At 61.5% G+C, this 26,042-nt stretch carries 26 protein-coding genes; 12 read left to right on the forward strand and 14 right to left on the reverse strand.

The genetic code is table 11. From position 1 onward, the window contains the following. Window positions 1-86: 86 nt before the first annotated feature. A complete protein-coding gene (locus HUK73_RS25280) occupies window positions 87-2,465 on the reverse strand; it encodes a TonB-dependent receptor (protein ID WP_176594482.1) in 2,379 nt (792 codons plus the stop codon). A 29-nt stretch (window positions 2,466-2,494) separates the two neighbouring features. Here HUK73_RS25280 and HUK73_RS25285 point away from each other — a divergent pair, with 29 nt between their 5' ends. The 3 genes from HUK73_RS25285 to HUK73_RS25295 all read left to right on the forward strand — a co-directional run bounded on the left by HUK73_RS25285 (window position 2,495) and on the right by HUK73_RS25295 (window position 3,868). Next, the gene (locus tag HUK73_RS25285; RefSeq protein WP_176594483.1) at window positions 2,495-2,725 is read left to right on the forward strand and encodes a hypothetical protein; all 231 of its coding nucleotides are present in this window, start codon (window positions 2,495-2,497) and stop codon (window positions 2,723-2,725) included. Window positions 2,726-3,048: 323 nt separating this feature from the next. Next, complete coding sequence (locus tag HUK73_RS25290) at window positions 3,049-3,645, forward strand: hypothetical protein (RefSeq protein WP_176594484.1); 597 nt, start codon at window positions 3,049-3,051, stop codon at window positions 3,643-3,645. A gap of 7 nt (window positions 3,646-3,652) precedes the next feature. Further along, complete coding sequence (locus tag HUK73_RS25295; protein ID WP_176594485.1) at window positions 3,653-3,868, forward strand: hypothetical protein; 216 nt, start codon at window positions 3,653-3,655, stop codon at window positions 3,866-3,868. Window positions 3,869-3,911: 43 nt separating this feature from the next. Here the strand turns inward: HUK73_RS25295 and HUK73_RS25300 are convergent, their stop codons facing one another. From HUK73_RS25300 to HUK73_RS25315, 4 genes are read right to left on the reverse strand one after another with little or no spacing between them, the layout of a single operon-like run. Then, window positions 3,912-4,829, reverse strand: coding sequence for a polysaccharide deacetylase family protein (locus HUK73_RS25300; RefSeq protein WP_176594486.1), 918 nt, complete (start codon window positions 4,827-4,829; stop codon window positions 3,912-3,914). Further along, window positions 4,826-5,719, reverse strand: a complete 894-nt coding sequence (locus HUK73_RS25305) for a polysaccharide deacetylase family protein (RefSeq protein WP_176594487.1) — start codon at window positions 5,717-5,719, stop codon at window positions 4,826-4,828. Before HUK73_RS25305 ends, HUK73_RS25300 begins: the two co-directional genes overlap by 4 nt. After that, entirely contained in the window at window positions 5,719-6,399 is a 681-nt protein-coding gene (locus tag HUK73_RS25310) for an isochorismatase family protein (RefSeq protein ID WP_176594488.1), read from the reverse strand. Before HUK73_RS25310 ends, HUK73_RS25305 begins: the two co-directional genes overlap by 1 nt. Next, window positions 6,396-7,385 carry a hydroxymethylglutaryl-CoA lyase gene (locus HUK73_RS25315; protein ID WP_176594489.1) on the reverse strand — a complete coding sequence of 330 codons (990 nt, stop codon included), beginning with the start codon at window positions 7,383-7,385 and terminating at the stop codon, window positions 6,396-6,398. Before HUK73_RS25315 ends, HUK73_RS25310 begins: the two co-directional genes overlap by 4 nt. Before the next feature lie 69 nt (window positions 7,386-7,454). On the opposite strand from HUK73_RS25315, the gene HUK73_RS25320 reads away from it, so the two are divergent. Next, window positions 7,455-8,651, forward strand: a complete 1,197-nt coding sequence (locus tag HUK73_RS25320) for a CaiB/BaiF CoA-transferase family protein (protein WP_176594490.1) — start codon at window positions 7,455-7,457, stop codon at window positions 8,649-8,651. On the opposite strand, the gene HUK73_RS25325 is transcribed toward HUK73_RS25320, so the two are convergent. Then, window positions 8,600-9,391, reverse strand: a complete 792-nt coding sequence (locus HUK73_RS25325; protein WP_176594491.1) for a GntR family transcriptional regulator — start codon at window positions 9,389-9,391, stop codon at window positions 8,600-8,602. The two genes, HUK73_RS25320 and HUK73_RS25325, sit on opposite strands and share 52 nt — an antisense overlap. A 122-nt stretch (window positions 9,392-9,513) precedes the next feature. Between HUK73_RS25325 and HUK73_RS25330 the strand changes: the two genes are divergently transcribed. From HUK73_RS25330 to HUK73_RS25340, 3 genes are all read left to right on the forward strand, one after another. Further along, window positions 9,514-10,920 carry a 3-isopropylmalate dehydratase large subunit gene (locus HUK73_RS25330; RefSeq protein ID WP_176594492.1) on the forward strand — a complete coding sequence of 469 codons (1,407 nt, stop codon included), beginning with the start codon at window positions 9,514-9,516 and terminating at the stop codon, window positions 10,918-10,920. Further along, window positions 10,917-11,555: a 3-isopropylmalate dehydratase small subunit gene (gene leuD / locus HUK73_RS25335; protein WP_176594493.1), complete on the forward strand. Its 639-nt coding sequence runs from the start codon at window positions 10,917-10,919 to the stop codon at window positions 11,553-11,555. The genes HUK73_RS25330 and leuD overlap by 4 nt, the downstream gene beginning before the upstream one ends. Window positions 11,556-11,776: 221 nt before the next feature. Then, on the forward strand, window positions 11,777-13,192 hold the full coding sequence (locus HUK73_RS25340; RefSeq protein WP_176592847.1) for an ISNCY family transposase: 1,416 nt from the start codon (window positions 11,777-11,779) through the stop codon (window positions 13,190-13,192). Window positions 13,193-13,415: 223 nt separating this feature from the next. On the opposite strand, the gene HUK73_RS25345 is transcribed toward HUK73_RS25340, so the two are convergent. Together HUK73_RS25345 and HUK73_RS25350 are read right to left on the reverse strand one after the other, a co-directional pair. After that, window positions 13,416-14,360 (reverse strand): LysR substrate-binding domain-containing protein, encoded by a 945-nt coding sequence (locus HUK73_RS25345; protein ID WP_176594494.1) that lies wholly within the window; start codon window positions 14,358-14,360, stop codon window positions 13,416-13,418. Between the two features lie 18 nt (window positions 14,361-14,378). Continuing rightward, entirely contained in the window at window positions 14,379-15,422 is a 1,044-nt protein-coding gene (locus HUK73_RS25350) for a helix-turn-helix transcriptional regulator (protein ID WP_255326547.1), read from the reverse strand. A 131-nt stretch (window positions 15,423-15,553) separates the two neighbouring features. Between HUK73_RS25350 and cysD the strand changes: the two genes are divergently transcribed. The 3 genes from cysD to HUK73_RS25365 are packed head-to-tail and all read left to right on the forward strand — an operon-like array spanning window position 15,554 to window position 19,136. Then, entirely contained in the window at window positions 15,554-16,465 is a 912-nt protein-coding gene (gene cysD, locus HUK73_RS25355) for a sulfate adenylyltransferase subunit CysD (protein WP_176594496.1), read from the forward strand. Further along, window positions 16,465-18,372 (forward strand): sulfate adenylyltransferase subunit CysN, encoded by a 1,908-nt coding sequence (gene cysN, locus HUK73_RS25360; protein ID WP_176594497.1) that lies wholly within the window; start codon window positions 16,465-16,467, stop codon window positions 18,370-18,372. Before cysD ends, cysN begins: the two co-directional genes overlap by 1 nt. Window positions 18,373-18,389: 17 nt before the next feature. Next, on the forward strand, window positions 18,390-19,136 hold the full coding sequence (locus HUK73_RS25365; protein WP_176594828.1) for a 3'(2'),5'-bisphosphate nucleotidase CysQ: 747 nt from the start codon (window positions 18,390-18,392) through the stop codon (window positions 19,134-19,136). Between the two features lie 2 nt (window positions 19,137-19,138). On the opposite strand, the gene HUK73_RS25370 is transcribed toward HUK73_RS25365, so the two are convergent. After that, window positions 19,139-19,744: a class I SAM-dependent methyltransferase gene (locus tag HUK73_RS25370; RefSeq protein ID WP_218036726.1), complete on the reverse strand. Its 606-nt coding sequence runs from the start codon at window positions 19,742-19,744 to the stop codon at window positions 19,139-19,141. 284 nt (window positions 19,745-20,028) lie between these two features. Between HUK73_RS25370 and HUK73_RS25375 the strand changes: the two genes are divergently transcribed. Next, entirely contained in the window at window positions 20,029-20,295 is a 267-nt protein-coding gene (locus HUK73_RS25375; RefSeq protein ID WP_176594498.1) for a hypothetical protein, read from the forward strand. A 6-nt stretch (window positions 20,296-20,301) separates the two neighbouring features. On the opposite strand, the gene benD is transcribed toward HUK73_RS25375, so the two are convergent. From benD to HUK73_RS25395, 4 genes are read right to left on the reverse strand one after another with little or no spacing between them, the layout of a single operon-like run. Further along, window positions 20,302-21,078 carry a benzoate diol dehydrogenase BenD gene (gene benD, locus HUK73_RS25380; protein WP_176594499.1) on the reverse strand — a complete coding sequence of 259 codons (777 nt, stop codon included), beginning with the start codon at window positions 21,076-21,078 and terminating at the stop codon, window positions 20,302-20,304. Beyond that, a complete protein-coding gene (gene benC, locus HUK73_RS25385) occupies window positions 21,075-22,097 on the reverse strand; it encodes a benzoate 1,2-dioxygenase electron transfer component BenC (RefSeq protein ID WP_176594500.1) in 1,023 nt (340 codons plus the stop codon). Before benC ends, benD begins: the two co-directional genes overlap by 4 nt. Before the next feature lie 23 nt (window positions 22,098-22,120). Further along, window positions 22,121-22,621 carry a benzoate 1,2-dioxygenase small subunit gene (gene benB, locus HUK73_RS25390; protein WP_176594501.1) on the reverse strand — a complete coding sequence of 167 codons (501 nt, stop codon included), beginning with the start codon at window positions 22,619-22,621 and terminating at the stop codon, window positions 22,121-22,123. Further along, window positions 22,618-23,970: a Rieske 2Fe-2S domain-containing protein gene (locus tag HUK73_RS25395; RefSeq protein WP_176594502.1), complete on the reverse strand. Its 1,353-nt coding sequence runs from the start codon at window positions 23,968-23,970 to the stop codon at window positions 22,618-22,620. Before HUK73_RS25395 ends, benB begins: the two co-directional genes overlap by 4 nt. Before the next feature lie 130 nt (window positions 23,971-24,100). Between HUK73_RS25395 and HUK73_RS25400 the strand changes: the two genes are divergently transcribed. Continuing rightward, window positions 24,101-25,033: a LysR family transcriptional regulator gene (locus tag HUK73_RS25400; protein WP_176594503.1), complete on the forward strand. Its 933-nt coding sequence runs from the start codon at window positions 24,101-24,103 to the stop codon at window positions 25,031-25,033. Window positions 25,034-25,057: 24 nt separating this feature from the next. Here HUK73_RS25400 and HUK73_RS25405 read toward each other — a convergent pair whose 3' ends face one another. Then, window positions 25,058-25,969 carry a tetratricopeptide repeat protein gene (locus HUK73_RS25405; RefSeq protein WP_255326549.1) on the reverse strand — a complete coding sequence of 304 codons (912 nt, stop codon included), beginning with the start codon at window positions 25,967-25,969 and terminating at the stop codon, window positions 25,058-25,060. Window positions 25,970-26,042 lie beyond the last annotated feature (73 nt).

Genomic DNA, 26,042 nt, shown 5'->3' on the forward strand with positions numbered 1-26,042 from the left:
TGCCGGTGGGGTATTGCACAAAGGCCCGCCATTGATCTGACGGCGGGCCTCGGTCTCAGGGCATCAGGGTTCGATCCTGATGTGTTTCAATATGTTAGTTTCACGTCGACGCCGAAGCTGCGCGGTTCGGCGAAATAGGCACCGCCAAATCCCAGACCGCCAAAGTCGATGCCGTAGGCGAGCTTGTCATTGTTCGCGAGATTTTCACCCCAGGCCGAGATTTCCATCTTGCTCCGTGTGCCCAACTCGACATTCGACAGGGTCAGCCGTGCCGACAATGTGCCCTGGCCGGGGGAGGCCACATCCTTGTTGAAGATGTTCACCCGGTCGAGCGGGAAGAAATACATCTTGCTCCTGTAGGAATAGTTCACCTGCGCGGACAATTCGCCAAAGCCGAATGAGGGGAAGCTATATTGCGCACCGGCGTTCCAGTTCCACTTGGGGACGTTGGAGAAGCGGGCCTCATGCGCAACGTCAATAACCATATTGGTCACGGGGTCACGGAAGGCAAACTGCTTGAACTTGGGATCGGTATAGCCCAGCGAGCCGGTCAGGGTCAGGCCCTCGACCGGGACTGCCGTCGCCTCGAACTCGACGCCCTGGATGCGTGCCTTGCCCGCGTTCAAAATGATCGAGGTTGCGCCGCCCGTGCCGGAGGCGAACTGATTGATCTGCTTGTCCTTGTAATCAGTGTAATAAAGCGCAAGGTTGGTCCGCAGTCGACGGTCGAACCAGTCGGCCTTCAGGCCGGCTTCATAGGACAGCACCTTTTCGGGGTTGAAGCTGTTGAGCACGGTCGTGCGCGGATTGAAGCCGCCACTCTTGTACCCGGTTGATACCCGACCATAGACCATGATTTCATCGGTGATCTTATAATTGACCGATCCCAGCCAGGACAGGTTGGTAAATCGTGTTTTGCCCCGAACGTCGGGCGTCCCATTGCCGTCATTGTCGATGAACAGTGATTTCGAGTCCCACGTATAGCGCAGTCCGCCGGTCACTTCCAACCGGCCGTCCAGCGCCGACGGCCGCCAGCTGGCCTGGCCGAAAAGGGCATAGGAATCCGCCGTGCCGCCGAAATGGGCGGGCGGGAAAGCGTTGATCCCGATCAGGTCGAGGCCCGGATTAAGCGCTTGCACCGCACCGACGACCGCCGCCGGGAAACCGAAGTTGGTCAGACCCGTGACCGGCGTGACAATCGTCAGGAACTGGTGATTGAACTCTTCTGCCCGTTCATAGAAATAATAGGCGCCAAGTACATATTTGAAATCGCCAACTTCTCCAGTCGCCTGCAATTCCTGCGAAAACTGTTCCTGTGTCTGGGGAGCATTATTGCCCTGATAAGTCGTTACACGCTGTACCGACGTCAAAGTCGGCGAAGTGGCATCGAATACAACACCCCGCAAGTTGCCATTGCCGCTCAGGCCCAGGATCGTATCCTGATCAAACTTGCGATAGGCCGTGATCGACTTGAGCGTCAGGGCCTTGGACGCATCATATTCCAGGGTCAGCGCGTGCCCGACGGATTTCGACCGGGAGTCCCAGCGATAATTGCCCCTGGTGTCAGTAAAGCCTTCCTGCAGGCCGTCGCGCAACCGTTCGCGGCTGAAGATCAGCGGATCGCCGCCCAGCGATGCGGATCGGCTGAAATAGTTGAGGACATCGGCCGATGCTGCGACAAGCTGGAAATAGGGGGGCTGACCCTTCTGCTTGTTCCAGTCGAAGCTGTAGTCGAGTTTCAGCGAGTCGGAGAGATCGCCGTGCAGCCGCGCCCAGACTGCGTCGCTCTTGAGCCCATAGGGATCGTGGGAGGTGAGCTTGTTGTCGACCCAGCCATCCTTCTCACGATGCTGATAGGAGATCGTCGCTTTGAACGGCGATCCCAGAAGATGGCCGGTGTTGAGCGTCGTCTTGGTGTACCAGCTATTGAAGCTGCCATAGCCAAGCTTCTCCTGAATACCGAAATCGTCGGTCGGGGTGCGCGAAACGAGCTGTACCGCGCCGCCGATGGTATTACGGCCGAACAGCGTTCCCTGCGGTCCGCGCAGCACTTCGATCCGCTCCAGATCGACAAGGTCGAGGATCGCGCCGCCGGTACGGGCGATATAGACGCCGTCGAGATACATGCCGACCCCCGGCTCCGCGACGGCGGACGGTTCGGTCTGGCCGATGCCGCGGATCAGGATCGACGCGGCAGAAAGGCTGGAGGGTTGTCGGGAAATGACCAGATTGGGCGTGAACTGGGCGATCTTGTCGACCTGTTGCACATTCTGCCGTTCAAGGAAATTCTGTGAGAATGCACTGATCGAGACCGGCGTGTCCTGCAAGGCTTCAGCCGTGCGCCGGGCGGTGACCACAATATCCTCTAGCTGACCCCGGTTCGCCTGTGCTTCCTGGGCCACAGCAGGCGTGGCGACACAGGCTGCGCTTATCAGCAGCAACCGCGAAAGCTTATCCCTCGACATCTCATTCTCCCCATTTTTTAGATTTCTGCTTGGCCCGTCTTTGCTGGGTCCTGCCTTATTTATTGGAAAGCTCTGCTCCCTTCCTGTTCCTGGCCCGATCGCTGGTGGTGCTGTTTTACCAAGATTCAGCAGACCCGAATATTATCGGGACCGACCGCCATTCGTTGAACCGACAGGTCATTTCCCATCAATATACAGTCCTTGGCCAGCAGCCTGTATTTTCAACCATGAATCATCTCTTTGCACAAGTGGATGCGTGAGAGATGTGTAAAAATTCTACGATAACTGTGGCAAAAAAGGCATATAACTAGTGAGATCGCGGATATGCCTGTCGAATTATCAACATATTATCCTGCATACAGTTCGATGACGCAGTATGTTGATATATGCGAAATGATAATGTCAAATTTCGAGTCAGAAAATGGATAATGGTCAAAAATGGTATCGATTTGCGTAAATATGACAGGCCGGTGAATGTGAAATGGGCCTGATGCGCAGATAGCCGGAAGCGTCATGGCCCCCTGCGATGAACCTCTCTTGGCTGCACTGGCCTGAGGGCGGACTATGCGTTAGATGGGCGGCCATGATGAAGGATTTGAGCGAGTTGGGTAAGGGGGTTGCGGCGCAGCATGGCTGGCCTGCGGCCAAGGCTTTCAAGACCTGGAAGACCGATGAGGCTGCCGGTGCGATCCTGACCAGGAAGGCGCTCGATATATTGCGCGTCATGCCGAAATCGCTCGACCGTTCCGCGCTGACCGGCGCCTATGCTGTCCATCTCCTACGGGACTGGGATGCGCCTTTGCAGGTGGTCGCGGGCAGGCTGCGCGTCGAAGGAGGTGATGCTTTCGTCGAACCTCTGTCATGCGTCGATAAGTTGAAAGGCGCAGAGGGGTGGTCAGGCGATTGCAACCATCTCTGGATCATGATCGGCTCGCAGATCGTCGATATCGCGCTGTTCCGCGCGGCCTATTCGGCGGAGGGATCGGCGCAACTGGCGCATTTCGTCAATCTGCAATTCGGATCGGGCAAAGCCCTCTATGTCGATGACTGGCGCCTGGCACGCCGTCGCGGGCTGTCTTATGAGCCGGTCTATGTGCTGGGTGCGGATGAAGTGACGGCGATTATGGCCGACGCATATCACGCTGGCGAAGCGCTCGCGCGGCGGCCTTGCAGGCGATGAGCACGCCGTGGAGGTCGGCCCGCTCGATGTCCACAGCCGGTCGAGCAGGCGAAGAAGCGCGTCGCTGATCCTCAATCCCCAAGATGATCTTTATGCGGTGACGAAGGCCAATGCGCCGCGGACCCAAGACGCACATTATGTTGAATTGCCAGGACTGGGGCATGGCCTGTTCGATCTGGAAACGGACCACATTACCCGGTTGGTCGAGGATTTCCTCGTCTGAATGATGGCGGGGCGGCGTTTGCGTGCCGCCCCTTTTTATCCAGTCAAACGCCCGACCGGGCGACGACTTCCGATCCGGTCGCGAACCATGCACCGGGTTGCGCCGCCAGCCACTCCATCAGCGCGTCGAAGGCATCCATGCGATAGGGCAGGCCCATGATATAGGGCGTCAGGTGCATGGGCAGCATCCGGCCACCATGGCTCTGCGCCTCGCTGGCGAGCCAGGCATAGGCATCCCGCATCTGCGTTGCGTAGCTGTCCACCGATTGCTGCTGCACGTTGATGATCTGCCGGTCGGACAGTTCATGATTGAGCGGCAGGTTCACGATCGGGCCGCCCGGTGTGCTGAACCGGACGGGCAGTTCATCATGCACCCAGTCGCACATATAATCTACGCCGGCTTCGGCAAGCAGGCGCGGCGTCGCGAAGCTTTGCGAACGGGCGATGGAGAGCCATCCCGTCGGCCGCCGTCCGGTCGTTTTTTCGATCATCGCGAGCGAGGAGAGGATCAGGCTGCGCTCCTCCTCTTGCGGCAGGCTGCTGTCGATGGTGCCGTTCATGTCGGTTGAATGGGCGATGATCTCATGCCCGCCGGCGACGATGTCCGCGACCAATTCCGGATAGCGTTCGGCAATCGCGCCGTTGCAGGCGACGCTGATCCGGACGCCGACCTTATCGAACGCGTCGAGCAGGCGATAGAAGCCGACCCGAGTGCCATATTCGCGTGCGGTATAGTGGCGATAGTCGGGATAGGCCGTCTGCATGTGACCGGGCGCACGAAACGGCTTGTCGGCGGGCAGAATGGGGAACCATTCCAGGCTGACGACCGGCAGGATCGCGACCGACTTGCCGTCAGGCCACTGCACCGGCGGACGCTTGAAGAAATGGGACCAGGGATAGAGGTCATGGTCCATGCCGCGCGCACGACGGGGGTATTCGAGATAGGTAGGGTCGAGGCTCATGCGGCGCTCCCTTCGGTCTGTGCGCGATAGGCATCGACAATTTCACCGGCGCGGGCGATCCATGCCCGGCCGTCCGCGGCGATATGGCGCAACACCTCTTCGAACGGGCCGATGCGGTGGGGCTGGCCGATCAGATAGCTGTGCAGCGGGATGCACATCACAGTGCCCGAATTTTCGCCTTCCTTCGCCAGCCGTTCAAATTGGCGGATCAGCGTGTCGGCATAGTCGCGAGGACTCATATTATAGACGAAGAAGCCGTAATGGTCGTTGACCTCCAGGCTATAGGGGATGGCGGTCAGTTGACCGCTTTTCACCTTCACCGGCGTCGGCTGGTCGTCATGATAGAGGTCGCAGGTGTAATCTAGCCCATATTCGGCAATCAGGTCGAGCGTGCGTGGCGTGTGCGTCAGAGCGGGGGCCAGCCAGCCGCGAATGCGCTGGCCGGTGGTGCGCTGGACCGTGGCGATGCTGTCCTCGATGATAGCGCGCTCCTGCGCCTCATCCATGCCGTAGCTGTAGCGGGTATTGTAAATACCGTGGCTGAAGAATTCCCAGCCGCGCTGGCGCGCATCCTCCACCACTTCGGGAATGTGGTCGCACAGCGCGACCGACAGGCTGACCGACCCCGGAAAGCCGTGGCGCGTCATCACATCGGCCATTCGCCAGTGGCTGACGCGATTGGCATGATCGCGATGGCTGTAGCCAACCACATCGGGATGAGGCCGCGTCCAGCTTTTTCGCATTGGATTGGCGGGCGGGTCCAGTTCATAATATTCCAGATTCGGGGCGACCCAGACGGCGACAGTCTTGCCCCGCGGCCAGATGATCTTCTGACGGCCGCGATAGCGCTGGAAATCGTAAAGGCCGGGATCGGCTGCACCTTCCTGCATCAGCGTGCCTCCAGCCAGTCGATCACCGCCTGCACCGGCTCCACATCCGCATATTTGATGGCGAGATCGGTAAGGTTGGCGAAATGGTAGCTTTCATGCTTGTCGGCGCAGGTCTCGATCGGGACGATGGTGCGGAAACCGTAGGACAGAGCATCGACTGCCGTGGCGCGCACGCAGCCTGACGTGCTGCCACCCGTGACAACCACTGTATCGACCTTGTGCCAGCGCAGATAGCTGCCCAGCGGTGTTTCGAAAAAGGCTGACGGCATCCGCTTGGTATATTGCAGGTCGTTGGGATCGATTTCGCAGCGCGGGTCGAAGGTGTGGCGTTCACTGTCATATTTGATGTTCTGCAGCGAGTCCGGCGTATCGGTGCGGGTGCCCCAGACGCCTGCATCCCCGGCGTCATCCTTATAGGCGACCCGGCTCCAGATCACCGGCATTTCCTTTTCGCGGGCAAGGCGGGATATGGTGTTGGTATATTCGATCTGGCGCGGATTGGTTTCATAGGCGGTCTTGAACATGTCGATCCGCGTATAGGCCTGCTGGAAATCGACATTCACGATCGCGAGTTTCTCGCCAAAGCCGAATTTCTTGCGCGCGGGATTGGCGATGACGTCCTCGAACAACTGGCGCGCGGTCCTGTCTTCGCAAATCATCCTGGTTCCGATTATCGTCATGCTGCTTCCTTCCGCTTTTCATCCGCCGTGGCAAATCCCAGCGGCAAACCCGCATCGGGACTGAACCCGTAAAGGGGTTCGCCCGGCAGATGCTGCTTCAGGATTTCTCGCACTGCGAATAGTTTCTCCAGATCGATGCCCGTGCGCAGGCCCATGGCCTCCAGCATGAAGGCAAGGTCTTCCGTCACGATATTGCCGCTGGCCCCTGGTGCAAACGGGCAGCCACCAAGGCCGCCCAGCGACGAATCGACGGTGGTGAGGCCCGCGTCGAGCGCGGCGAGTACATTGGCCAACCCCAGACCGCGGGTATTGTGCAGGTGAATGCCCTGCACAGCCGCTTCGCCAACCGTATCGCGCAGAATGCGGACAAGATGCTTGACCGCCGCCGGATCGGCATAGCCCGTTGTATCGGCAATGCCGACCTCGTCGCAACCGCGCTCCATCAGTGCCTCGGCCAGACGCAGGATCTGCGCGTCGGGAATCGCGCCTTCAAGCGTGCAACCGAAGGCGGTGGAGAGGCTGCCTTCGAAATGCGGACGCTTCACAGGCGACAGGGCGCGAATCTCGGCGCCGATTTCCGCGACTTCGGCCAGTACCTGCTCATGGGTGCGGCGCAGATTGCGCAGGCTGTGAGTTTCGGAAACGGACAGCGGGATGGTGATCTTGTGTGCGCCCGCCGCGATGGCATCCCGCGCGCCCCTGGCATTGGGCACCAGCACGGCAACGGTCAGGCCGGGGATGGAACAGGCATGGGCGACGATCTCCGCCGTGCCTTCCAACTGGGGCAGGATCTTGGCCGGAACGAAGCTGCCGACCTCGATCTCCCTCACGCCGGCGGCGGCCTCGGCGCTGATCCATGCCTTGCGCGCGGCGACGGGCATGATCGGAATGATGCTCTGCAGGCCGTCGCGCGGGCCGACCTCGCTCACCAATATATCGACAGGGCTGCTGTCAACGCCGTTATTCGCACTGTGATTATCTGCCATTGCCACCTCGCGGATCAATTTGTATTAAAACTATACCAAATAAAATTGCCTGTCGAGATGGAGTACCAAATGTCAGCGACACTTTCCGATGCTGACCTGCCGTTGGCGGGGATCAGGGTTATCGAATTCACGCATATGGTGATGGGGCCGACGGCGGGCGTCGTGCTCGCCGATCTGGGCGCCGATGTGGTCAAGGTGGAGCCGGTGGGCGGCGACCATACCCGCAATCTGCTGGGTTCAGGCGCAGGCTATTTCCCGATGTTCAACCGCAACAAGCGCAGCATCTGCCTGGACCTGAAGAATGAGGCGGGCCTTGCCGCCGCCCGCCGTTTGATCGAGGGTGCGGACGTGGTGATCGAGAATTTCCGTCCAGGCGCGCTTGAGAAAATGGGTTTAGGGCCGGATAGCTTCAAGGACAGCAATCCCGGCCTCGTCTATTGCTCTGCCAAGGGTTTTCTGGCGGGACCCTACGGCCATCGCACCGCGCTGGATGAAGTGACGCAGATGATGGGCGGTCTTGCCTATATGACCGGCCCTCCAGGACGGCCGCTGCGCGCGGGCAGTTCTGTTGTGGACATTACCGGCGGCATGTTCGGCGCCATTGCCATTCTAGCCGCGCTTCAGCGTCGGCAGAAGACGGGCAAGGGCGGCGCGGTCAAATGCTCATTGTTCGAGACGACAGCCTTCCTCGTCGGTCAGCATATGGCGCAGCAGGCTGTGACCGGCGTTCCGACTGCCCCGATGCCCGTGCGCGTGTCGGCCTGGGCCATTTACGATGTGTTCGAGACTGCCCATGCCGATGAACAGTTGTTCGTCGGCGTCGTCACCGACAGCCAGTGGCAGACCTTCTGCAAGCTGTTCGATCTGGGCGACATTGGCAACAATCCCGACTTTGCGGCCAATAATCAGCGCGTGCTGGCGCGGGACCAGATCCTGCCCGTGGTGCGCGCGCTGTTCACGTCAAAGTCGCGCAGCGAACTGGTCGAGACGCTGGAGCGCGCCGGACTGCCCTTTGCGCCGATCGCCAAGCCCGGCGACCTGTTCGACGATCCGCACCTTAATGCCGAGGGCGGCTTGGTCCCGATCACGTTGAAGGACGGGAGCGTGGCTCATATGCCTGCCTTGCCGCTGGAGTTTGACGGCCAGCGCAGCGGCATTCGCCACGATGTTCCGCAGGCGGGTGTCGATGGCGTCGACGTCCTAGTAGAAGCAGGCTATTCGGCTGAGGAGATGTCCGCGCTGCGGGCGGCTGGCGCGCTGGGGTGAAGTGTCGTGCTCGACCCCAGATCGAGCGTGACGCGATAGCGGTCGGCACGATAATGGGCGCGGGTGAGGAGCATGGGTGCACCCGCGCCGTCGCGCACGAGGCGCTCTATCATGAGAAGGGCGCTGCGCTGCGGGATTTGCAGCCAGTCGCCCAGTTCAGCATTGGCGAGTTCGGCTGCGATCGTCTGGTGCGCTGAGCCGATGGTCAGGTTCGCGCCACGCAGCAACTCCAGTATCGGCGTGGTCGCTAGACCTGCCAACGGGACATGGGCGGCGACGGCGGCCGGCATCCAGCTGCTGACAAGGCCTAGCGGCTCCCCGTCCAGCGAACGTAGCCGACGGGCATGGACGACGAGCGCATCCAGCGGAAGGTTGAGAAGGGCGCAGACCTCGGAAGAAGCGGGGCCTTCGTCCAGTCCGATCAGGCGCACCTCCGTCTTGCGGCCGAAGGCGACCAGCGCCTCGACCGCCTGATCGACATCGGCCTCCAGCGGGCGGGCGGGTGACTGGAAGATGACGCGCGTGCCGGTGCGGCGGCGGCGCTCGACAAGGCCGGTTTCCGCCAGCTCCGCCAGCGCGCGACGGGCAGTGATTCGGGATACGCTATATTGGTCGCACAGCTCCGCCTCCGTGGGCATGCTATCGCCAAAGGCACGGCGGCCCGACATGATCTCGTCGCGCAGCTGAAGGAACAGCTGGTGGTAGAGCGGGATGGCGTCGTCGCGGTCGATCAGGGTCATTCTCCGGCGAGCTTTATCGGATCGGTGGTTGCAGTGCGAGCATTTTGGCCGACGCTGTTGACCGGTACCAGTTCAACCATTAATGTTATATAAATAGAACAAATAAAGTCGATGGCGGATGAATGAGTAGCCTGTTCGAAAAAATCTGGCGCGACCATGTGATCGCGGATTTGGGTGACGGGGTCGCGTTGATCGCGATCGATCGCCTGATGTTGCACGAGCGGACGGGGGGCGTCGCGCTCAAGGCCGTCACTCAAGCGGGACGCGCGGTGGCCAGCCCGGAGCGCGTCTTTGCGGTGATGGATCATATCGTCGATACGCTCCCCGGACGCAGCGACGACACGTTGATGCCCACGGGTAAGGCGTTTATCATTGAAACGCGCGATGCCGCGAAGGCGGCGGGGATCACCCTGTTCGATCTCGGCGATCCGCGGCAGGGCATATGCCATGTCGTGTCACCTGAGCAGGGTATAGTGCTGCCCGGCGCAACGCTGGTCTGCCCCGATAGCCATACCGGCACGCAGGGCGCATTCGGCGCACTGGCCTGGGGGATCGGGTCGAGTGAGGCGGAACATGCACTCATCACCGGCACACTGCGTGTCCGCCGTCCGCTGACGATGCGGATCACGGTGTCAGGGCGGCTGGCTGCGGGGGTGAGTGCCAAGGACCTGGCATTGCACCTGATCGCGCGGATTGGATCGGACGGGGCGCAGGGTTATGCGGTCGAGTTCGCGGGTCAGGGGATTGCCGCGCTGGACATCGAGCAGCGCCAGACGCTGTGCAACATGGCGACGGAAATGTCTGCCTTCAGCGCGCTGATCGCGCCTGATGAGGTGACGTTCGCCGCGCTCACGGGACGACCGCTGGCGCCTGCCGGAGCTTTGTGGGATCAGGCGGTCGAGGCATGGCGCGAACTGGTGAGCGATGCCGATGCGCGCTTCGACAGGGAAATCGCCGTCGATGCCGCTGATGTGGAACCGATGATCAGTTGGGGCACCAGTCCCCAGCAGGCGGTGCCGGTGACGGCCGTTGTTCCCGCCTATGAGGAGGGGCGTTCGCGCGGCACCGCCGCCAACCATGCCCGTTCGCTCAGCTATATGGGGCTTGAAGATGGCGTAGCGCTCAAGGGACTGCCCATCGATGCCGTGTTCATCGGTTCCTGCACCAACAGCCGCCTGTCGGACCTGCGCCGCGCGGCGAAGCAGGTCGCGGGCCGCAAGGTCGCGCCAGGCGTGCGGGCAATCTGCGTGCCCGGATCGGGCGCGGTCAAGGCAGCCGCTGAAGCGGAAGGCATTGCCGCGACGCTGATCGAGGCGGGTTTCGAATGGCGTGAGCCGGGCTGTTCCATGTGCTTTTTCGCTGGGGGAGAGAGCTTCGGTCTGCGAGAGCGGGTGCTCTCCACCACCAACCGCAATTTCGAAAGCCGGCAGGGGCCGGAGACGCGCACCCATATCGCGTCGCCCGAACTGGTCGCCGCGTCCGCTATTGCCGGATGCATCGCCGATCCGCGTGAAGGAGCGCCCGCATGAGCCGCGATCCGATCCAGACGATAGAGGGCAGCGCCCTGCCGCTGCTGTTCGACAATATCGACACCGACATCATCATCCCCTCGCGTGAGATGAAATCGGTGGGCAAGACAGGGCTTGCCGACGGGCTATTCGCTGGCTGGCGCTATGTCGCGGTCGGCAGCCGGGAGGCCAAGCCCGATTTCCTGATGAACCGTCCGCCGTTCGACAAGGCGGTCGTCCTGATCGCAGGTGAGAATGTCGGCTGCGGGTCGAGCCGCGAACATGCGGTCTGGGCGCTGCATGAATATGGCTTCCGCGCGGTGGTCGCGCCGTCCTTCAACCCGATCTTCCGCAATAATTGCGTCCGCAACGGCGTCGTGCCTGTGCAACTTCCCGCCGACCAGGCGGGTGCACTGGGCGAGGCGATACAGGCCGCGGATGGCGCGGAGCCGGTCATTGTCGATCTCGACGCCATGACCGTGCGCAGCGGCGCGACCGGCCCCTTCGCCTTCGTGCTGGAGGATGATGCCCGCCTGATGCTCTGCAATGGCTGGGACGCCGTGGATCTCAGCCTTCAGCACAAGGGTGCGATCGACGGCTGGCGCGATGCCGATCGTCAGCGTCGCCCCTGGATCTATTTGAAGGCTGGCCGATGACCGAAACACTGCTTCCGGCCATATTTCTGCTTGAAATGCCGGCTGCTCTCAGCATGGAGCTATGCCAGCAAGTATATTTAACATAATGAATATTATCGATCTAAACGAATGTAAGCGCCGGATAGAAATGACACCCCTCTGCTAGATAGAAATGACACCGTCGGGCGTCCTTAGCAGAGCTCGGTGGCATGGTCCTCCTGGCAGTTCGGGAGGACGCGCTTATGCCGGTGGTTGCGATGAGCGATGGCGAGCTTTTGCGGTTTGATACATTGTCACGTGTGGAGCGCGGCGAACTTCGGGTTGAGGATGCGGCGCTTCTGCTGGGATTGCAGCGCCGGCAGATTTTCCGGTTGCTGGAACGGTTGCGGACCGATGGTGCTTCAGGCCTGGTGTCGCGCAAACGTGGCCGGCCGAGCAACCGGCGTCACAGCGAGGCCTTTCGCGGGCGGATTCTATCGATCGTGCGCGAACATTATCATGACTTCGGACCCACCCTGGCCCGAGAATATCTGGCGGAACGTCATGCTATCAGCATCGGCTGCGAGACATTGCGGCAGTTGATGATCGAGGCGGGCATTTGGCAGGATCGCGCTGCCCGTCGTTCTCGGCCCTATCAGCCACGCCATCGGCGGGAGTGCCGTGGCGAGCTGGTCCAGATCGACGGCTCGGAGCACGCCTGGTTCGAGACGCGTGGTCCGAAATGCACGCTGCTTGTCTATATCGACGACGCGACCAGCGAGCTGCTGCATCTCAAGATGGTCGAGAGTGAAAGCACCTTTTCCTACATGGAGGCGACACGCGAATATATCGAGCGGCACGGCAAGCCGGTGGCCTTTTATTCCGACAAGCATTCGGTGTTCCGCAACGCCAAGGCGACGGCGAAGGGTGATGGCATGACGCATTTCGGGCGCGCGCTCGATGCGCTGAACATCGAGATCATCTGCGCCAACTCGCCGCAGGCCAAGGGCCGGGTCGAACGGGCGAACGGCACCTTGCAGGATCGCCTGGTCAAGGCGATGCGCCTGGAAGGCATATCGACGATTGCGGACGCCAACGCCTTTCTGAGCAGCTATCGCCTAACGCACAATGCGCGTTTTGCGCGCCCGGCGGCAGGCAGTCGTGATCTGCACCGCCCTCTGGCGCCGCGGGATGATCTGCACTCCGTCATGGTCTGGCGCGAAAAGCGGAAGGTGTCAAAGGCACTGACGCTGCATTACAACAAGATTCTGTTCATTCTGGAGCCGACTGCGATCAGCAAGGCCCTGGTAGGTAAGCGTGTCCACATCTGCGAATATCCTGATGGCCAGGTCGAGATCCGTCATGAGGAGCGCTCCCTTCCCTATCGCCTGTTCGACAAGATGCCCCGGATCAATCAACCTGCCATTGTCGACAACAAGCATCTCGACGCGGCACTGATGCTGGCGAAGCAGATCCAGGCGATGGCGCCGCATCACCGGCAGCGGAACAATAATGCGCCTGCCCGCCGCGACCAGCCCATGCATCTGTTCCCCGAGCCGGAAGCGCCGGCAAAGGTCGATCGCCGTCGCCTGGGCGGTCCCAAGCTCAAGCGTGGCCCCCGGCTCAGCGAGGCCGAGTTGCAGGCGCGGGGCACGCTGGAGTTTGTGAAGGCCCGCTGAGCCTGTCCGACCGGCGTTGACCGAGCCCGCTGCCTGCGCAGCGGGTCCATGCCCCTCCCCTCCATGTTCCGCTCACAGCAGGGCCTGCGCTGCGCTAAGCCGATGGCTCCACGCAGCCCCTGCTGTCCTCAAAGGTGTCATTTCTATCGGGGACAGAAAGTGCCTTTTCTAAACAGCAGGAACAACGAGCATAAGCGGTGGTTTCCAAATCGAAGTGCGAAAATCATCGACAAGGAGGATATTTTTCTTCGAGCGTGTCCGGATCACCCTTCTCGGCCGCCTCCAGCGCAAAGGTCTGGAAAGCCTGAAAGGCATGGCTCTGTTGCGTGTCGTGACGGCTGACCAGGCTGAAAACGCGGGTGAAGCGCAATTCCGGCACGTCAAGAGCCACAAGCTCGCCACGCCCGATTTCATCCTCGACCGAAAGCCGCGACAGGCAGGCAAGGCCAGCGCCATACGCGACCGCTCGTTTCACCGCCTCCACACTGTCGGTTTCCAGCAAGATATTGAGCGAGTTGATATATTTGAGCGCTTCGACGGTGAAAGAGATGCGCTCGCTCGACAGCGTCTTTTCCAGCACCCAGCCCTCCTGCGCCAGATCGGCGAGATGCACGGTGCCGAGTTGCGCCAGCGGGCTGCCCGGCGCAACGCAGATAACCAGCGCGTCGCGCAGCCACGGACGGGCATCCAGATAGCTGGAATTGACCGGCGCCCCGACGAAACCGATGTCGAGTGCCATTTTCCTCACGCCCTCCAACACATCCTGCGACGGCAGAATCTTGAGGTCGATCCGCACCTGTGGATGGCGGCGCATGAAATCGGCGCAGAGGCGCGGCAATACATAATTGCCCACTGGCGCCGCGGCACCGATGCGCAGCCGTCCGCGCAGTTCCTCCGGCATGGACAGTGCCTCCATATCGGCGACCTGCACCAGAACCGCTCGCGCCATTTCGAGCATCGTCCGCCCACGGTCCGATAGGGTCATCCGCCGCCGCCCTCGCGTGAACAGGCTGATCCCCAGATGGGTTTCCAGTTCCTTCAGCGACATGCTCGCCGCCGAGGGGCTCAGTCCCAATTCCTCGGACGCCCTGACAATGCTGCCTTCCCGTGCAACCGCTTCGAACACGGCAAGCTGACGAAGCGTGATCCGCACCTGAACCCTTTGCAAAAACCTGTCCCTCGCCTTTTACGCAATAGCCAGCACGCTGGTCAGAATATTGCGGACCAGTTCCGCCTGCCCCCGCGAGCCGGTTTTGGAATAGACCTTCTTGGAATAATTGCGCGCGGTTTCCACCGTAATGCCCAACTCCCGCGCTGCTTCCTGGATCGAGAGTCCGCCGGCAATCGCCCATGCCAGCCGAGCTTCGCTGGGCAGCAGGCCGAACAGGTCCGTCAACTGTTCGCAGCGGTCGGCCTGTGACCAGCGATCGCCGCTCAGATAGGCGATGGCCACCGGCTTGGAACTGGATGAGACCGATTGGCTGTGAATGGGCGCGATCAGCATGTCCATCCACGGATCGCGGCTGAGGTTGATTGCTTTGGGGCGGCTGTCTCCATCCTCGGCATAGCGCTTCACCAGTGCCGTCAGTTCGCGATCCAACGCCGGTGAAGCAGGCGTCAGCCGGTCGTAACGTCCGCGCCTGAGTACCGTGTTCCGCTGGAAAAGCTGTTCGACATGAGGGGTCATGTCGATGATCCGGCAGCGGGCGTCCAGCGTCAGCCAGCCGAAATTCAACCGCCCGAACGCCTCCGATGTCACCGATGAACGAAACCGTTCCCGTTCGAAGGCCACGAAGCTGCGTAGCGCGATTCGCAGGTGCGGAACCAGCGCGGTCAGCAGGGAACCGACCGCGGTGCCGATCTCCCGCCCGCCCACGCAGCCAAGCCAGGCGTCGACGCCGCTTGGCTCGGTCACCCGAACGGAACGCATGTTCGTCATGCCCTGCGGCAGCATCAGCTCTTCGTGGAAGGATCGATGAACCGGATCATTGGGATCGATCAGTTCCTCCAGCGAATAGACGCGCCCCTCGCGCATGTGGCGATAGGCCAGCGGGTCCCGGGCATATTTTTCGAGGAACAGGGTCCGAAAATGCGCGGGCGGGGTCACGCCCGCATAGAGTTCGATGACCGTATCCTCGTCGATGGTGCGGAAAATCAGCGTCACATAGATCGCCCCCGTGCGCGCACGCAATTTTTCGAGAAACCCGTTCCACAGGGGTTGCTCGAACATGCCCTCATGAAGGGCCGCCAATAATCCGCCATCGTCCAGTCGCATGACTAATATGTACAGCCTCCCATATGGGAGGTCCAGCCTTCTCCTTCTTCTGCCATCAGGCTGTCATAAAAGAAGGTGGGTGAACGATGATCGATTCGAAAAGGCTGACGCATTTGGAGCGTCTGGAGGCGGAGAGCATCCATATATTGCGGGAGGTAGTGGCGGAGGCTGAGAAGCCTGTGATGCTGTATTCCGTGGGCAAGGACAGCGCGGTGATGCTGCATCTGGCGCGCAAGGCGTTTTATCCCTCGCCCCCGCCTTTCCCCCTGCTGCACGTCGACACGACCTGGAAGTTCAAGGCGATGTACGAGCTGCGCGACCGCATGGCGCGCGAGAGCGGCATGGAACTTCTGGTCTATCACAACCCCGAAGCGCAGGAACGCGGCATCAACCCGTTCGACCACGGCGCGCTGCACACCGACATGTGGAAGACCGAAGGCTTGAAGCAGGCGCTCAACCTCTACGGCTTCGACGCAGCCTTTGGCGGCGCGCGCCGCGACGAGGAAAAGAGCCGGGCGAAGGAGCGCATCTTCTCCTTCCGCACCGCCTCGCACGGCTGGGACCCCAAGAACCAGCGGCCGGAACTGTGGAACCTCTACAACGCCCGCAAGAACAAGGGCGAGAGCATCCGCGTCTTCCCGATCAGCAACTGGACCGAGCTGGATATCTGGCAATATATCCACCTGAACGACGTGCCGATCGTGCCGCTCTATTTTGCCGAGGAACGCCCGACCGTGGAGCGCGACGGCATGTTGCTGATGGTCGATGATGAACGCTTCCCGCTGAAGGAAGGCGAGACGCCGGTGATGCGCTCGATCCGCTTCCGCACGCTGGGCTGCTATCCGCTGACCGGCGCGGTCGAGAGCAAGGCCAAGACGCTGCCCGAAGTCATTCAGGAAACGCTGCTCACCACCACATCGGAACGGCAGGGCCGCGCCATCGACAAGGACGCCGGCGGCGCCGGCATGGAAAAGAAGAAGCAGGAGGGGTATTTCTAATGTCGGACGCGGATGTCATCTATAAGACCGACGCCCTCATCGCCGAGGACATCGACCAGTATCTCGAAACGCACCAGCACAAGACGATGCTGCGCTTCATCACCTGCGGCTCGGTGGACGATGGCAAGTCGACGCTGATCGGCCGCCTGCTCTACGACAGCAAGATGATCTTCGAGGATCAGCTGGCTGCGCTGGAAGCCGACAGCAAGCGCGTCGGCACGCAGGGGCAGGACATCGACTTCGCCCTCCTCGTCGACGGCCTCGCCGCCGAGCGTGAGCAGGGCATCACCATCGATGTCGCCTATCGCTTCTTCAACACTGAAAAGCGCAAGTTCATCGTCGCCGACACGCCCGGCCATGAACAATATACGCGCAACATGGTGACCGGCGCGTCCACCGCCGACCTTGCCGTCATCCTGATCGACGCGCGCAAGGGCGTGCTGACGCAGACCCGCCGCCACAGCTATCTGGCGCACCTCATCGGCATCAAGAACATCGTCCTCGCCATCAACAAGATGGACCTGGTCGATTATGATCAGGCGGTCTATGACGGTATCGTCAAGGACTATACCGAGTTCGCCAACTCGATCGGCATCAAGGCCTTCACGGCCATGCCCATTTCCGGCTTCAAGGGCGACAATATCACCGGTCCGTCGGAGAATACGCCCTGGTACAAGGGTCCGGCGCTGATCGAGCATCTGGAGACGGTCGAGGTCGATCAGGTCTCCGATCAGGAAAAGCCCTTCCGCATGGCGGTCCAGTGGGTCAATCGCCCCAATCTCGACTTCCGTGGCTTTAGTGGCCAGATCGCGACCGGCACGGTGCGCAAGGGCGCCGCCATCCGCGTCCTCCCCTCGGGCAAGACCAGCACGGTCAGCCGCATCGTCACGCTGGACGGCGATCTCGATGTGGCCGTCGCGGGTCAGTCGGTGACGCTCTGCTTTGCCGATGAGGTCGACTGCTCGCGCGGCGACGTGATCGCGGCGTCGGACAATCCGCCGCAGGCCGCCGACCAGTTCGAAGCCACCATCGTCTGGATGGCGGACGAGGAGATGCTGCCCGGCCGCCCCTATTGGCTCAAGATCGGCACGCAGACCGTCACCGCGACGGTCCAGCACCCCAAATATCAGGTCAATGTCAACACGATGGAGCATCTGGCGGCCAAGACGCTGGAGCTCAATGCCATCGGCGTCGCCAACCTGTCGACCGACAAGCAGATCGTGTTCGAACCCTATGAGGCGAACCGGACGCTGGGTGGCTTCATCCTGATCGACAAGATCACCAACGCCACGGTGGCGGCGGGGATGCTGCACTTCTCGCTCCGGCGGGCGCAGAATGTCCACTGGCAGGCGACCGACGTCAGCCGCGACTTCCACGCCAATCTCAAAAACCAGAAGCCGGCCGTGCTGTGGTTCACGGGACTGTCGGGCGCGGGCAAGTCGACCATCGCCAACCTTGTCGAGAAGAAGCTGGCGCGGATGAACCGCCACACCTTCCTGCTCGACGGCGACAATGTGCGTCATGGGCTGAACAAGGATCTGGGCTTCACCGATGCCGACCGGGTGGAGAATATCCGCCGCGTGGGCGAGGTGGCCAAGCTGATGACCGATGCGGGGCTGATCGTGATCACCGCCTTCATCTCGCCCTTCCGGGCCGAGCGGGACATGGTGCGGCAGATGATGCAGCCGGGCGAGTTCATCGAGGTGCATATCGACACCCCGCTGGCCGAGGCCGAGGCCCGCGACGTCAAGGGCCTCTACAAAAAGGCGCGGTCCGGGGAGCTGAAGAACTTCACCGGCATCGACAGCCCCTATGAGGCGCCGGAGGACCCGGAAATCCGCATCGACACCACCGGCATGAGCGCCGAGGAAGCGGCCGATGCCATCGTCGCGAGGATCATCCCATGAGCGCGGCGGTGGACAGCATGACCGACGCCGATCTCGCCGCCCATCTGGCGGAGATTGCCGGGCGCATCCTCATCGATGTGCGGGAAAGCGGCCTGTTCAGCGCCAAGGCGCTGGGCAAGGCCGGGGACCAGACCGCCAACCAGTTCCTGTGTCATGCCCTGCGCGAAGTGCGGGGCGAGGACGGGCTGCTCTCCGAGGAGGAAAAGGACAATGCCGACCGGCTCGCCATGAGCCGGGTGTGGATTGTCGATCCGGTCGACGGCACCCGCGAATATGGTGAGGAACGGAGCGACTGGGCGGTGCATGTGGGGCTGGCGATCGACGGCCAGCCCAGCATCGGCGCGGTCGCCCTCCCCGGTCTGGATGGCGGCACGGTGCTGCGCTCTGACAAGCCCCGCGACCTGCCTCCTGCCCCGGACAAGCTGCGCATGGTGATCAGCCGCACCCGGCCTGCTGCCGAGGCGGTCGCGGTGGCGGAACGGCTGGGCGCCGAACTGGTCCCCATGGGTTCGGCAGGTGCCAAGGCAATGGCGGTGATCCTGGGTCAGGCCGACATCTACCTGCACTCGGGCGGCCAATATGAATGGGACAGCATGGCCCCGGTCGCGGTCGCGCAGGCCCATGGCCTCCATTGCTCGCGCATCGACGGCTCGCCGCTCGTCTACAACCAGAGCAACGTCTACCTCCCCGACCTCCTCATCTGCCGAAAGGAACATGCGGAAAAGGTGCTGGCACTTATCGCAGAGGTTTCGGAGGCAGCCTGAGTTTAACGGGGTTCTCCGGCCCAATAGAGATGGCAGGGCGGAATATTCCGCCATTCGAAGCCCGTCGCCACTCTGGTGAAGCGACGGGCGAGAAGCGGTCCTACCGCCCTGCGCATCTGATAGGCCAGAAACCGGCCATCGGGCGCCAGTGCGCGGCAACTCCTGTCCATCAGGCGCTCGGCGCGGCCCGGAGGCATGGTGGAAAAGGGTAAGCCGGACAGGATGCAGTCGGCCCGGTCCATTCCCTGATCCGCCATGATGTTCAGCACATTATATGCCGATCCTCTGACAGCGATGAGGCGGCGGTCATGCATCCGTTTGCGCAGGTCACTGACGAAGGCTGCACTGGTATCGATCGCCAGCAATTGCGCATGTTCGGGCAATCGGGCCAACAGGGCACGGGTGAAAATGCCCGTTCCCGGTCCATATTCGATGACACGGGCCATGCCGCTCCAGTCGATGGGCGCGATCATGCTTTCCACCAGATGACGTGAAGCCGGAAAGGCCGAACCAACTGCCAGCGGATTTCTGAAAAATTCGCGGACAGCAAGGCCGGAAAGCACCGGCTTGCGGTTTGCAATCAACAGCTTCTCGAACGATGCTGCCATGGCGGCTTTACTCTCCCGGTCCTATATCAGGGAAACCCATCGTTCGTTATCAGGTTCCTGCAAATCGACCATCTGCTCGCGCAATCGCCGTCAATGGGGCATGATCCGGTCGATATTGCGCCGGAGTCGGAGCGCATCTTAGAGCGCGCTGCGTTAATTCGGACGCAGGGGGCACGCTCTAAGTTTTTTGTTGTTGCATCGTTTTAAGCGGAAAACCGGTTCCCACTTTTCCGCACGATGCTCTGGTACAGGAAGGCGGTTTTGTGACGCAACGGATCGACCTGATGACAGTGGCATTCGGCTATTGGCAACTCAGCCTGGAGGCGGCGGAGGTCATCAGCCTCCGTCTGCCGAAACTGATGACCGGCGATTCCGCGGCCGCCTTCGAAGCGCAGAGGATGGTGGCCGAAAAGATCGAAGCGGTGGCGCTGCTCAACTGGAAGGCGATGACGGGCGCACTTGGCACGACACCGCTATCCATGATGCAGCGCTCCACCACCCATTATCGCCAGGCCGTGGACAAGAACCGGCGGCGGCTGAAGAAGCGTTGAGCCGGTTCAGCCCAGATCGCCACCCGCCACGGGCAGGACGCTGCCGGTGATATAGCTGGCTTCGTCCGATGCCAGGAACAGGATCGGCGCTGTCTGCTCCTCCAGCGTGCCATAGCGCTTCATGAAGGATGACTCCGTGACCTGATTGATCACGTCGCTCATCCAGATATCTTCCTGCGCGCTGTTGCCGTCCGGGTTGCGCGGCACGCGGCGTTCAGGCGCAGCAGTACCGCCGGGCGCGGTGGCGACGACACGGATGCCGGCCTGCGCATACTCCATGGCCAGGCTCTGGGTGATGGCGTTCACCCCGCCCTTGGACGCCGAATAGGGCACGCGATTGATCCCGCGCGTGGCGTTGGAGGAGACGTTGACGATCGTGCCCCCGCCCCGCGCCAGCATGTGCGGCAGCACCGCATGGCAGCACCATAGCGTTGGGAAGAGCGACCGGCGCACCTCCGCCTCGATCTGGGCGGGTTCGAACGCGACATAGGGCCGCATACGGATCGCGCCGCCGACATTGTTGATGAGGATGTCGATGCCGCCGAAACGCTCCGCCGCCGCCGACATGGCCGCGACCGCGCCTTCATGGGTTTCCAGATCGGCGGAAAAGCCATGGGCCTCTCCTTCCGCCTCCGCCGCGACATCACCGACGAAATCGGCGCGGTCGACCAGTAGCACCCTGGCGCCCTCGGCAGCGGCGCGCAGGGCGACCAGCCGGCCGATCCCCTGCGCAGCGCCGGTTACGACCATGGCCTTGCCCGCAAAGCGTCCTGCGAAGATCATGCCGGCACCGGTTCGCTGGCGGCGAACTTTTCATAATAGAAGTGCGCAGGCTCAACGCCCTTGTCCTTGAGGAACAACCGGACCGCTTCGACCATCGGCGGCGGACCGCAGAGATAGACGTCGCAATCGCCGGCGTTCAGATGGTCGTCGCTCAGATGGTGGGTGACGTAGCCCTTGAGCGGATGTGCGCTTGCCTCGTCCGCGACGCAGCTTGCCCATGTCATCGTCGGCAGCCGCGCGGCCAGCGCGTTGATCCGATCGACCTCTACCAGGTCACCGTCATGGGTCACGCCGTAGATCAGGTGGATCGGCTGATCTGTCCCTCGGTCCGCCAGAATTTCCAGCATGGAGAGAAGCGGCGCCAGTCCGGTGCCTCCCGCCAGCATCACCAGCGGCCGTTCGACCTGACGCAGGAAGAAGCTGCCATTGGGGCCGGCGAAGCGCATCCGGTCGCCGCCCTTCGCCTGATCCGACAGCCAGCCGCTCATCAGGCCGCCGGGAACATTGCGGATAAGGAAGCTCGCCTGTTCCGCGCCTGGCTTGGAACTGAAGCTGTAGGCCCGGCTCTCGCTGGTGCCCGGCACCGTCAGGTTAACATATTGGCCGGGCAGGAAGGCCAGCGCTTCCGGAGTGTCCAGATCCAGCGTCAGGATGATCGTGCTATCGGACATCAGTTCGACCGATGCCACGGCGGCTTCATGCCCGGCGGGCTTCAGCTTGCAGGCGCTCGATGGCACCGGCACCTGAATGACGCAATCCGACGAAGGCACCATCTGGCAGGTGAGGACCATGCCCTCCGCCGCTTCATCCTCGCTCAGCGCGTCCTCGATATATTCGTCGCCCTGATCGTAGCTGCCCTGCTCGCAACGGCATTTGCAGGTGCCGCACACGCCGTCGGAACAATCCATTGGCAGATTGATCTTGTTGCGATAGGCCGCGTTCAGCACCTTCTCGCCATCATTGCAGTCGATGATGCGGGTGGCGCCGTCTTCAAAATTGAGGGCAATGCGAAAAGCCATGATACCTCTCCAGTCCGCCAAGGTCAAATATGATAGATATCGATGACTTGGTGAATGTAATCGTCTTTCAAAATGACCTTCTTCGATGTGATCTGAGGTGTGTCCCCGCTGAAATCGACCGTGTAGAAGGACGTGCCGAAGAAGCTTTGCGTCTTCTTGTAACGATGGCTGAGCGTCTGCCAGTTGAACCGTAGGTCGACAACTTCATTCCGCTGCTCCATGATTTCGACATTGCTGACGAAATGGGAGGTACGCGGTTCGGGCATGCTGGCGCTCGACCGTTCGGTCTTGATGCGGAAGACGCGATCTTCCAGACCCTCGCGGTTGGGATAGTAGATCAGCGAAATGTGGCTCTGCGGGTCTTCGACCAGTTGGTCGTCATCGTCCCAGGCAGGCATCCAGAATACCGCCTTGGGCGCATAGCAGGCCAGCCATTCGTCCCACTGCCGGTCGTCCAGCAGCCGGGCTTCGCGATAGAGAAAGGCCGTGACCTGCTCCATCGTGATGCGCGTGAGCGTGCTCATGCCACCTCTCCCATTTCCTTGGCCGTTTCGGCCTGGCCGATCCCTTTGGTCAGGGCCTGTGCCCAATATTCATGCTGGCGCACGAACAGCCCTTCATCCTCGCTGCGATCGCCGCTCAACAGCGGCTTCAGCCCGATCGCGACAGCGTTTTCGTCCGGCCCATTGATCCAGTGCACTGCCCCCCGGCTGAGGTCGTTCCACAGATCGTCCGCCCCCGCATAGCCGGTCTGGCAGGCGCGGAACTCCTCCAGATCATCGGGCGTACCCATGCCGGAGACGTTGAAGAAATCCTCATATTGACGGATGCGCAGCGTACGTTCGGCGGCGCTTTCGCCCTTGGCCGCGAAGCAATAGATGGTGATTTCGGTCTTATCGACGCTGATCGGCCGCACGACGCGGATCTGCGTCGAAAACTGGTCCATCAGATAGACGTTGGGATAAAGGCCAAGGTTACGCGTCTGCCCGATGATCGGCGCGGCGCGCTCCTTGCCCAGCCGCGCTTCCAGCTCCTCACGATGCGCATGAATCGGCCGCACTTCGGGATTGAGCAAATTGGTCCATAGCAGGATATGTCCGTTTTCGAAGGCATAGATGCCACCCACGCTCTTCGACCAACCATTGGCGTCGACAGTCTTGGTGCCGTCGGCTTCATAGTTCCGATGCCCCATGGTAGCCGAATAGTTCCAGTGGACGGAGCTGACATGATAGCCATCCGCGCCATTTTCCATCTGTAACTTCCAGTTGCCATCGAAGGTATAGGAAGAATTGCCGCGCAACACTTCCAGACCTTCGGGAGCGCCGTCGACGATCTGGTCGATGACGGCCCGCGTCCCGCTCAGATGCTCCTCCAGTGAGGGCACGTCCGCCTTCAGGCTGCCGAACAGGAAGCCGCGGTAATTTTCGAAGCGTGCCATCCGCGTCATGTCATGCGATCCTTCGGTATTGAAGGATGCCGGATAATCGCCGGTCTTGCCGTCCTTGACCTTCAGCAGCTTGCCGCCGTTGTTGAAGGTCCAGCCGTGGAATGGGCAGGTGAAACTGCCCTTGTTGCCATGCTTCCGGCGGCACAGCATCGCGCCGCGATGTGCGCAGGCGTTGATGAGGCCATGAAGCTCGCCATTTTTATCACGGGTGATGACGACGGGCTTGCGGCCGATCCAGGTGGTGAAATAATCGTTCGGTTCCGGAATCTGGCTTTCATGCGCCAGAAAAACCCAGTTGCCCTCGAAAATATGCTTCATTTCCAGGTCGAACATCGCAGGGTCGGTAAAGACGTCCCGACGGCAGCGATAAATGCCGTTGGCCGGATCCTCGACCACGGCGCTGGCGATGCGATCAATCATGCCCATATCTTCTCTCCTTGGCCCTGAAGCGAATCCGCTCCCAGCCATGAAACTTCCCTGCCGCCAGTGATATGCCTTGCGGGTTGTCCTGGGAAAGACTAAGTGGGTTCGGCGTCATACCCTCAAGGTATTGCTCATGGATATTCGACAGCTACGCTATTTCCTCGCCGTTGCAGCGGAGCGTAATTTCAGTCGTGCTGCCGAACGCCTGAACATGGCGCAACCGCCGCTCAGCCGGCAAATCCAGCAGCTTGAGCAGGAGGTCGGCGCAACCCTTTTCGACCGCGACGCCCGCCCCATGGCTCTGACAGGTGCCGGTCGCCTGTTCTACGAGCATGCCGTCCAGGTTACCCGCCGCCTGGAGGAATTGAAGGATGCGATGCGCAGCTTCGTCAGCGCCAACCGGCCGCGCTTCGTCGTCGGTTTCGTACCGTCGGTACTCTACGCCCGCCTGCCCGACATCATCCGCAATTTTCGTAAAACAGTGCCGAATGTCGAGCTCAGTCTGGTCGAGATGATGAGTATCGAGCAGATCGTCGCGCTGAAGGAGGGGCGTATCGATGTCGGTTTCGGCCGTCTCCGCTTCGAAGATCCCGCCATCGAACGGGAGGTGTTGCGCGAGGAGGAGTTGGTCGCCGCCCTTCCCCTCGGGCATCGGCTGCTCAAGGGCGAACGTCCTATCGATCTCACCGCGCTATCTGATGAAGCGGTGATCGTATATCCCCGCGAACCGCGCCCCAGCTATGCCGACCAGGTGCTATCGCTGCTGCGCGATCATGGCGTGACGCCGGCTGCCGTGCATGAGGTCCGCGAATTGCAGACTGCACTGGGGCTGGTCGCCGCAGAGGTGGGGATTTGTATTGTCCCCTCCTCGGTTCATGCGATGGGCAGGCGCGATCTGGTGTTCCGCGAACTGACCGAAAGAGCGGTGTCGCCCATCATCATGAGTCACCGGAAAGATGATAATTCGCCGAATCTGGCGGCAATGGCTGCCAGTGTCGTCGCGATCTACGAAGAATGGAATTGGCCGGTGCCCGCCAGCATGAAGCGACGCCTGCCGCAAGATTGAAGATCGGGAAGCGGCCCTTCCCCTTCAAATCCCCGGCACACCCAATATCCGGGCCTCATCCCTGATCCGCCCAGCTTGTGTGGGATTGGCCGCCTGTGCCTCCTTGTAAGTCGACGCCGCCTTTGCCGTCTCGCCCAGCGTCATGCGGCTGCGCATCAGCATGATCCAGCCGTCGACATTCGCGGGATTCGCCTTCAGCTTCGCCTCAAGCCCCGATACCATCCCTTCGACCATTGCGTCCTGCTGCCCCTTGGGAAGCTGCGCCGCCGCCCGCATCTGCTCGCTGGTCGGCCCCGGAATCGCTGCAGCCGCCACCGACATGCCGCCGCCCATCGGCGGATGCGGCGCAACGGGCTTCATCGCCGCCAGCCGCCCGGTCACATCGATCCCGTTGATCTTGCCTACCTGTTCGATGGTCCGGCGCAGATCGGCCTCCCAGGGCGCGCCGGGCGGGGTATCCCCCAACAGCGCCAGCCAGTCACGGATCGCGCCTTTATGATCTTTGGCCAGATCCTTGCGCACCGCCAGGAAATAGCGCGCGCGGGGGTCCTTCGGGTCGAGCGCGATCGCCTTGTCAAAGGCATCGGCCGCTTCCTTCGGCATAGGATCATGTTCGCTGGCCATCACCGCCGCTTCGCCCAGCGAGGACCAGAAGGTCGCATTGTCCGGCACCAGTGCCGTCGCATGGCGATAGGCGCGCACGGCGTCGGCATGACGCCCATTCTCGAAATAGGCCCAGCCCAGCCGCTGCCATCCCTCCGCATCCTTGGGATTGGCTCCGACACGGTCCTGCAATTCTCTTATGACCGCTTCGGGATCACTGGCCTGATTGCTCGTCAGGGGAGTCGGGACTGCCGGGCTTTTCGCCTTTTCCGGCGTCAGCAGCACATTATAGCCGATCGATACAGCGGCTATGCCGACCGCGCCTAACAGCATAAGGCGCCCCATCCCCCAATTCATTTTTCCATCGCTCCCCGGATACTTCCCTCCAATCCTCTCTAGCGTGACG

The organism is Sphingobium sp. EM0848 (genome assembly GCF_013375555.1).
Lineage (GTDB): Bacteria > Pseudomonadota > Alphaproteobacteria > Sphingomonadales > Sphingomonadaceae > Sphingobium.

Coding starts and splice junctions, on each gene's coding strand:
- HUK73_RS25290 (WP_176594484.1), top strand. CDS start 3,049: ATGATGAAGGATTTGAGCGAGTTGGGTAAGGGGGTTGCGGCGCAGCAT.
- HUK73_RS25350 (WP_255326547.1), bottom strand. CDS start 15,422: ATGTTCGAGCAACCCCTGTGGAACGGGTTTCTCGAAAAATTGCGTGCG.
- HUK73_RS25375 (WP_176594498.1), top strand. CDS start 20,029: ATGACAGTGGCATTCGGCTATTGGCAACTCAGCCTGGAGGCGGCGGAG.
- HUK73_RS25365 (WP_176594828.1), top strand. CDS start 18,390: ATGACCGACGCCGATCTCGCCGCCCATCTGGCGGAGATTGCCGGGCGC.
- HUK73_RS25325 (WP_176594491.1), bottom strand. CDS start 9,391: ATGACCCTGATCGACCGCGACGACGCCATCCCGCTCTACCACCAGCTG.
- cysN (WP_176594497.1), top strand. CDS start 16,465: ATGTCGGACGCGGATGTCATCTATAAGACCGACGCCCTCATCGCCGAG.
- HUK73_RS25395 (WP_176594502.1), bottom strand. CDS start 23,970: ATGGGCATGATTGATCGCATCGCCAGCGCCGTGGTCGAGGATCCGGCC.
- HUK73_RS25310 (WP_176594488.1), bottom strand. CDS start 6,399: ATGACGATAATCGGAACCAGGATGATTTGCGAAGACAGGACCGCGCGC.
- HUK73_RS25400 (WP_176594503.1), top strand. CDS start 24,101: ATGGATATTCGACAGCTACGCTATTTCCTCGCCGTTGCAGCGGAGCGT.
- benB (WP_176594501.1), bottom strand. CDS start 22,621: ATGAGCACGCTCACGCGCATCACGATGGAGCAGGTCACGGCCTTTCTC.
- HUK73_RS25405 (WP_255326549.1), bottom strand. CDS start 25,969: ATGCTGTTAGGCGCGGTCGGCATAGCCGCTGTATCGATCGGCTATAAT.
- HUK73_RS25305 (WP_176594487.1), bottom strand. CDS start 5,719: ATGCAGGAAGGTGCAGCCGATCCCGGCCTTTACGATTTCCAGCGCTAT.
- cysD (WP_176594496.1), top strand. CDS start 15,554: ATGATCGATTCGAAAAGGCTGACGCATTTGGAGCGTCTGGAGGCGGAG.
- leuD (WP_176594493.1), top strand. CDS start 10,917: ATGAGCCGCGATCCGATCCAGACGATAGAGGGCAGCGCCCTGCCGCTG.
- HUK73_RS25370 (WP_218036726.1), bottom strand. CDS start 19,744: ATGGCAGCATCGTTCGAGAAGCTGTTGATTGCAAACCGCAAGCCGGTG.
- HUK73_RS25340 (WP_176592847.1), top strand. CDS start 11,777: ATGCCGGTGGTTGCGATGAGCGATGGCGAGCTTTTGCGGTTTGATACA.
- HUK73_RS25280 (WP_176594482.1), bottom strand. CDS start 2,465: ATGTCGAGGGATAAGCTTTCGCGGTTGCTGCTGATAAGCGCAGCCTGT.
- HUK73_RS25315 (WP_176594489.1), bottom strand. CDS start 7,385: ATGGCAGATAATCACAGTGCGAATAACGGCGTTGACAGCAGCCCTGTC.
- HUK73_RS25330 (WP_176594492.1), top strand. CDS start 9,514: ATGAGTAGCCTGTTCGAAAAAATCTGGCGCGACCATGTGATCGCGGAT.
- benD (WP_176594499.1), bottom strand. CDS start 21,078: ATGATCTTCGCAGGACGCTTTGCGGGCAAGGCCATGGTCGTAACCGGC.
- HUK73_RS25300 (WP_176594486.1), bottom strand. CDS start 4,829: ATGAGCCTCGACCCTACCTATCTCGAATACCCCCGTCGTGCGCGCGGC.
- benC (WP_176594500.1), bottom strand. CDS start 22,097: ATGGCTTTTCGCATTGCCCTCAATTTTGAAGACGGCGCCACCCGCATC.
- HUK73_RS25320 (WP_176594490.1), top strand. CDS start 7,455: ATGTCAGCGACACTTTCCGATGCTGACCTGCCGTTGGCGGGGATCAGG.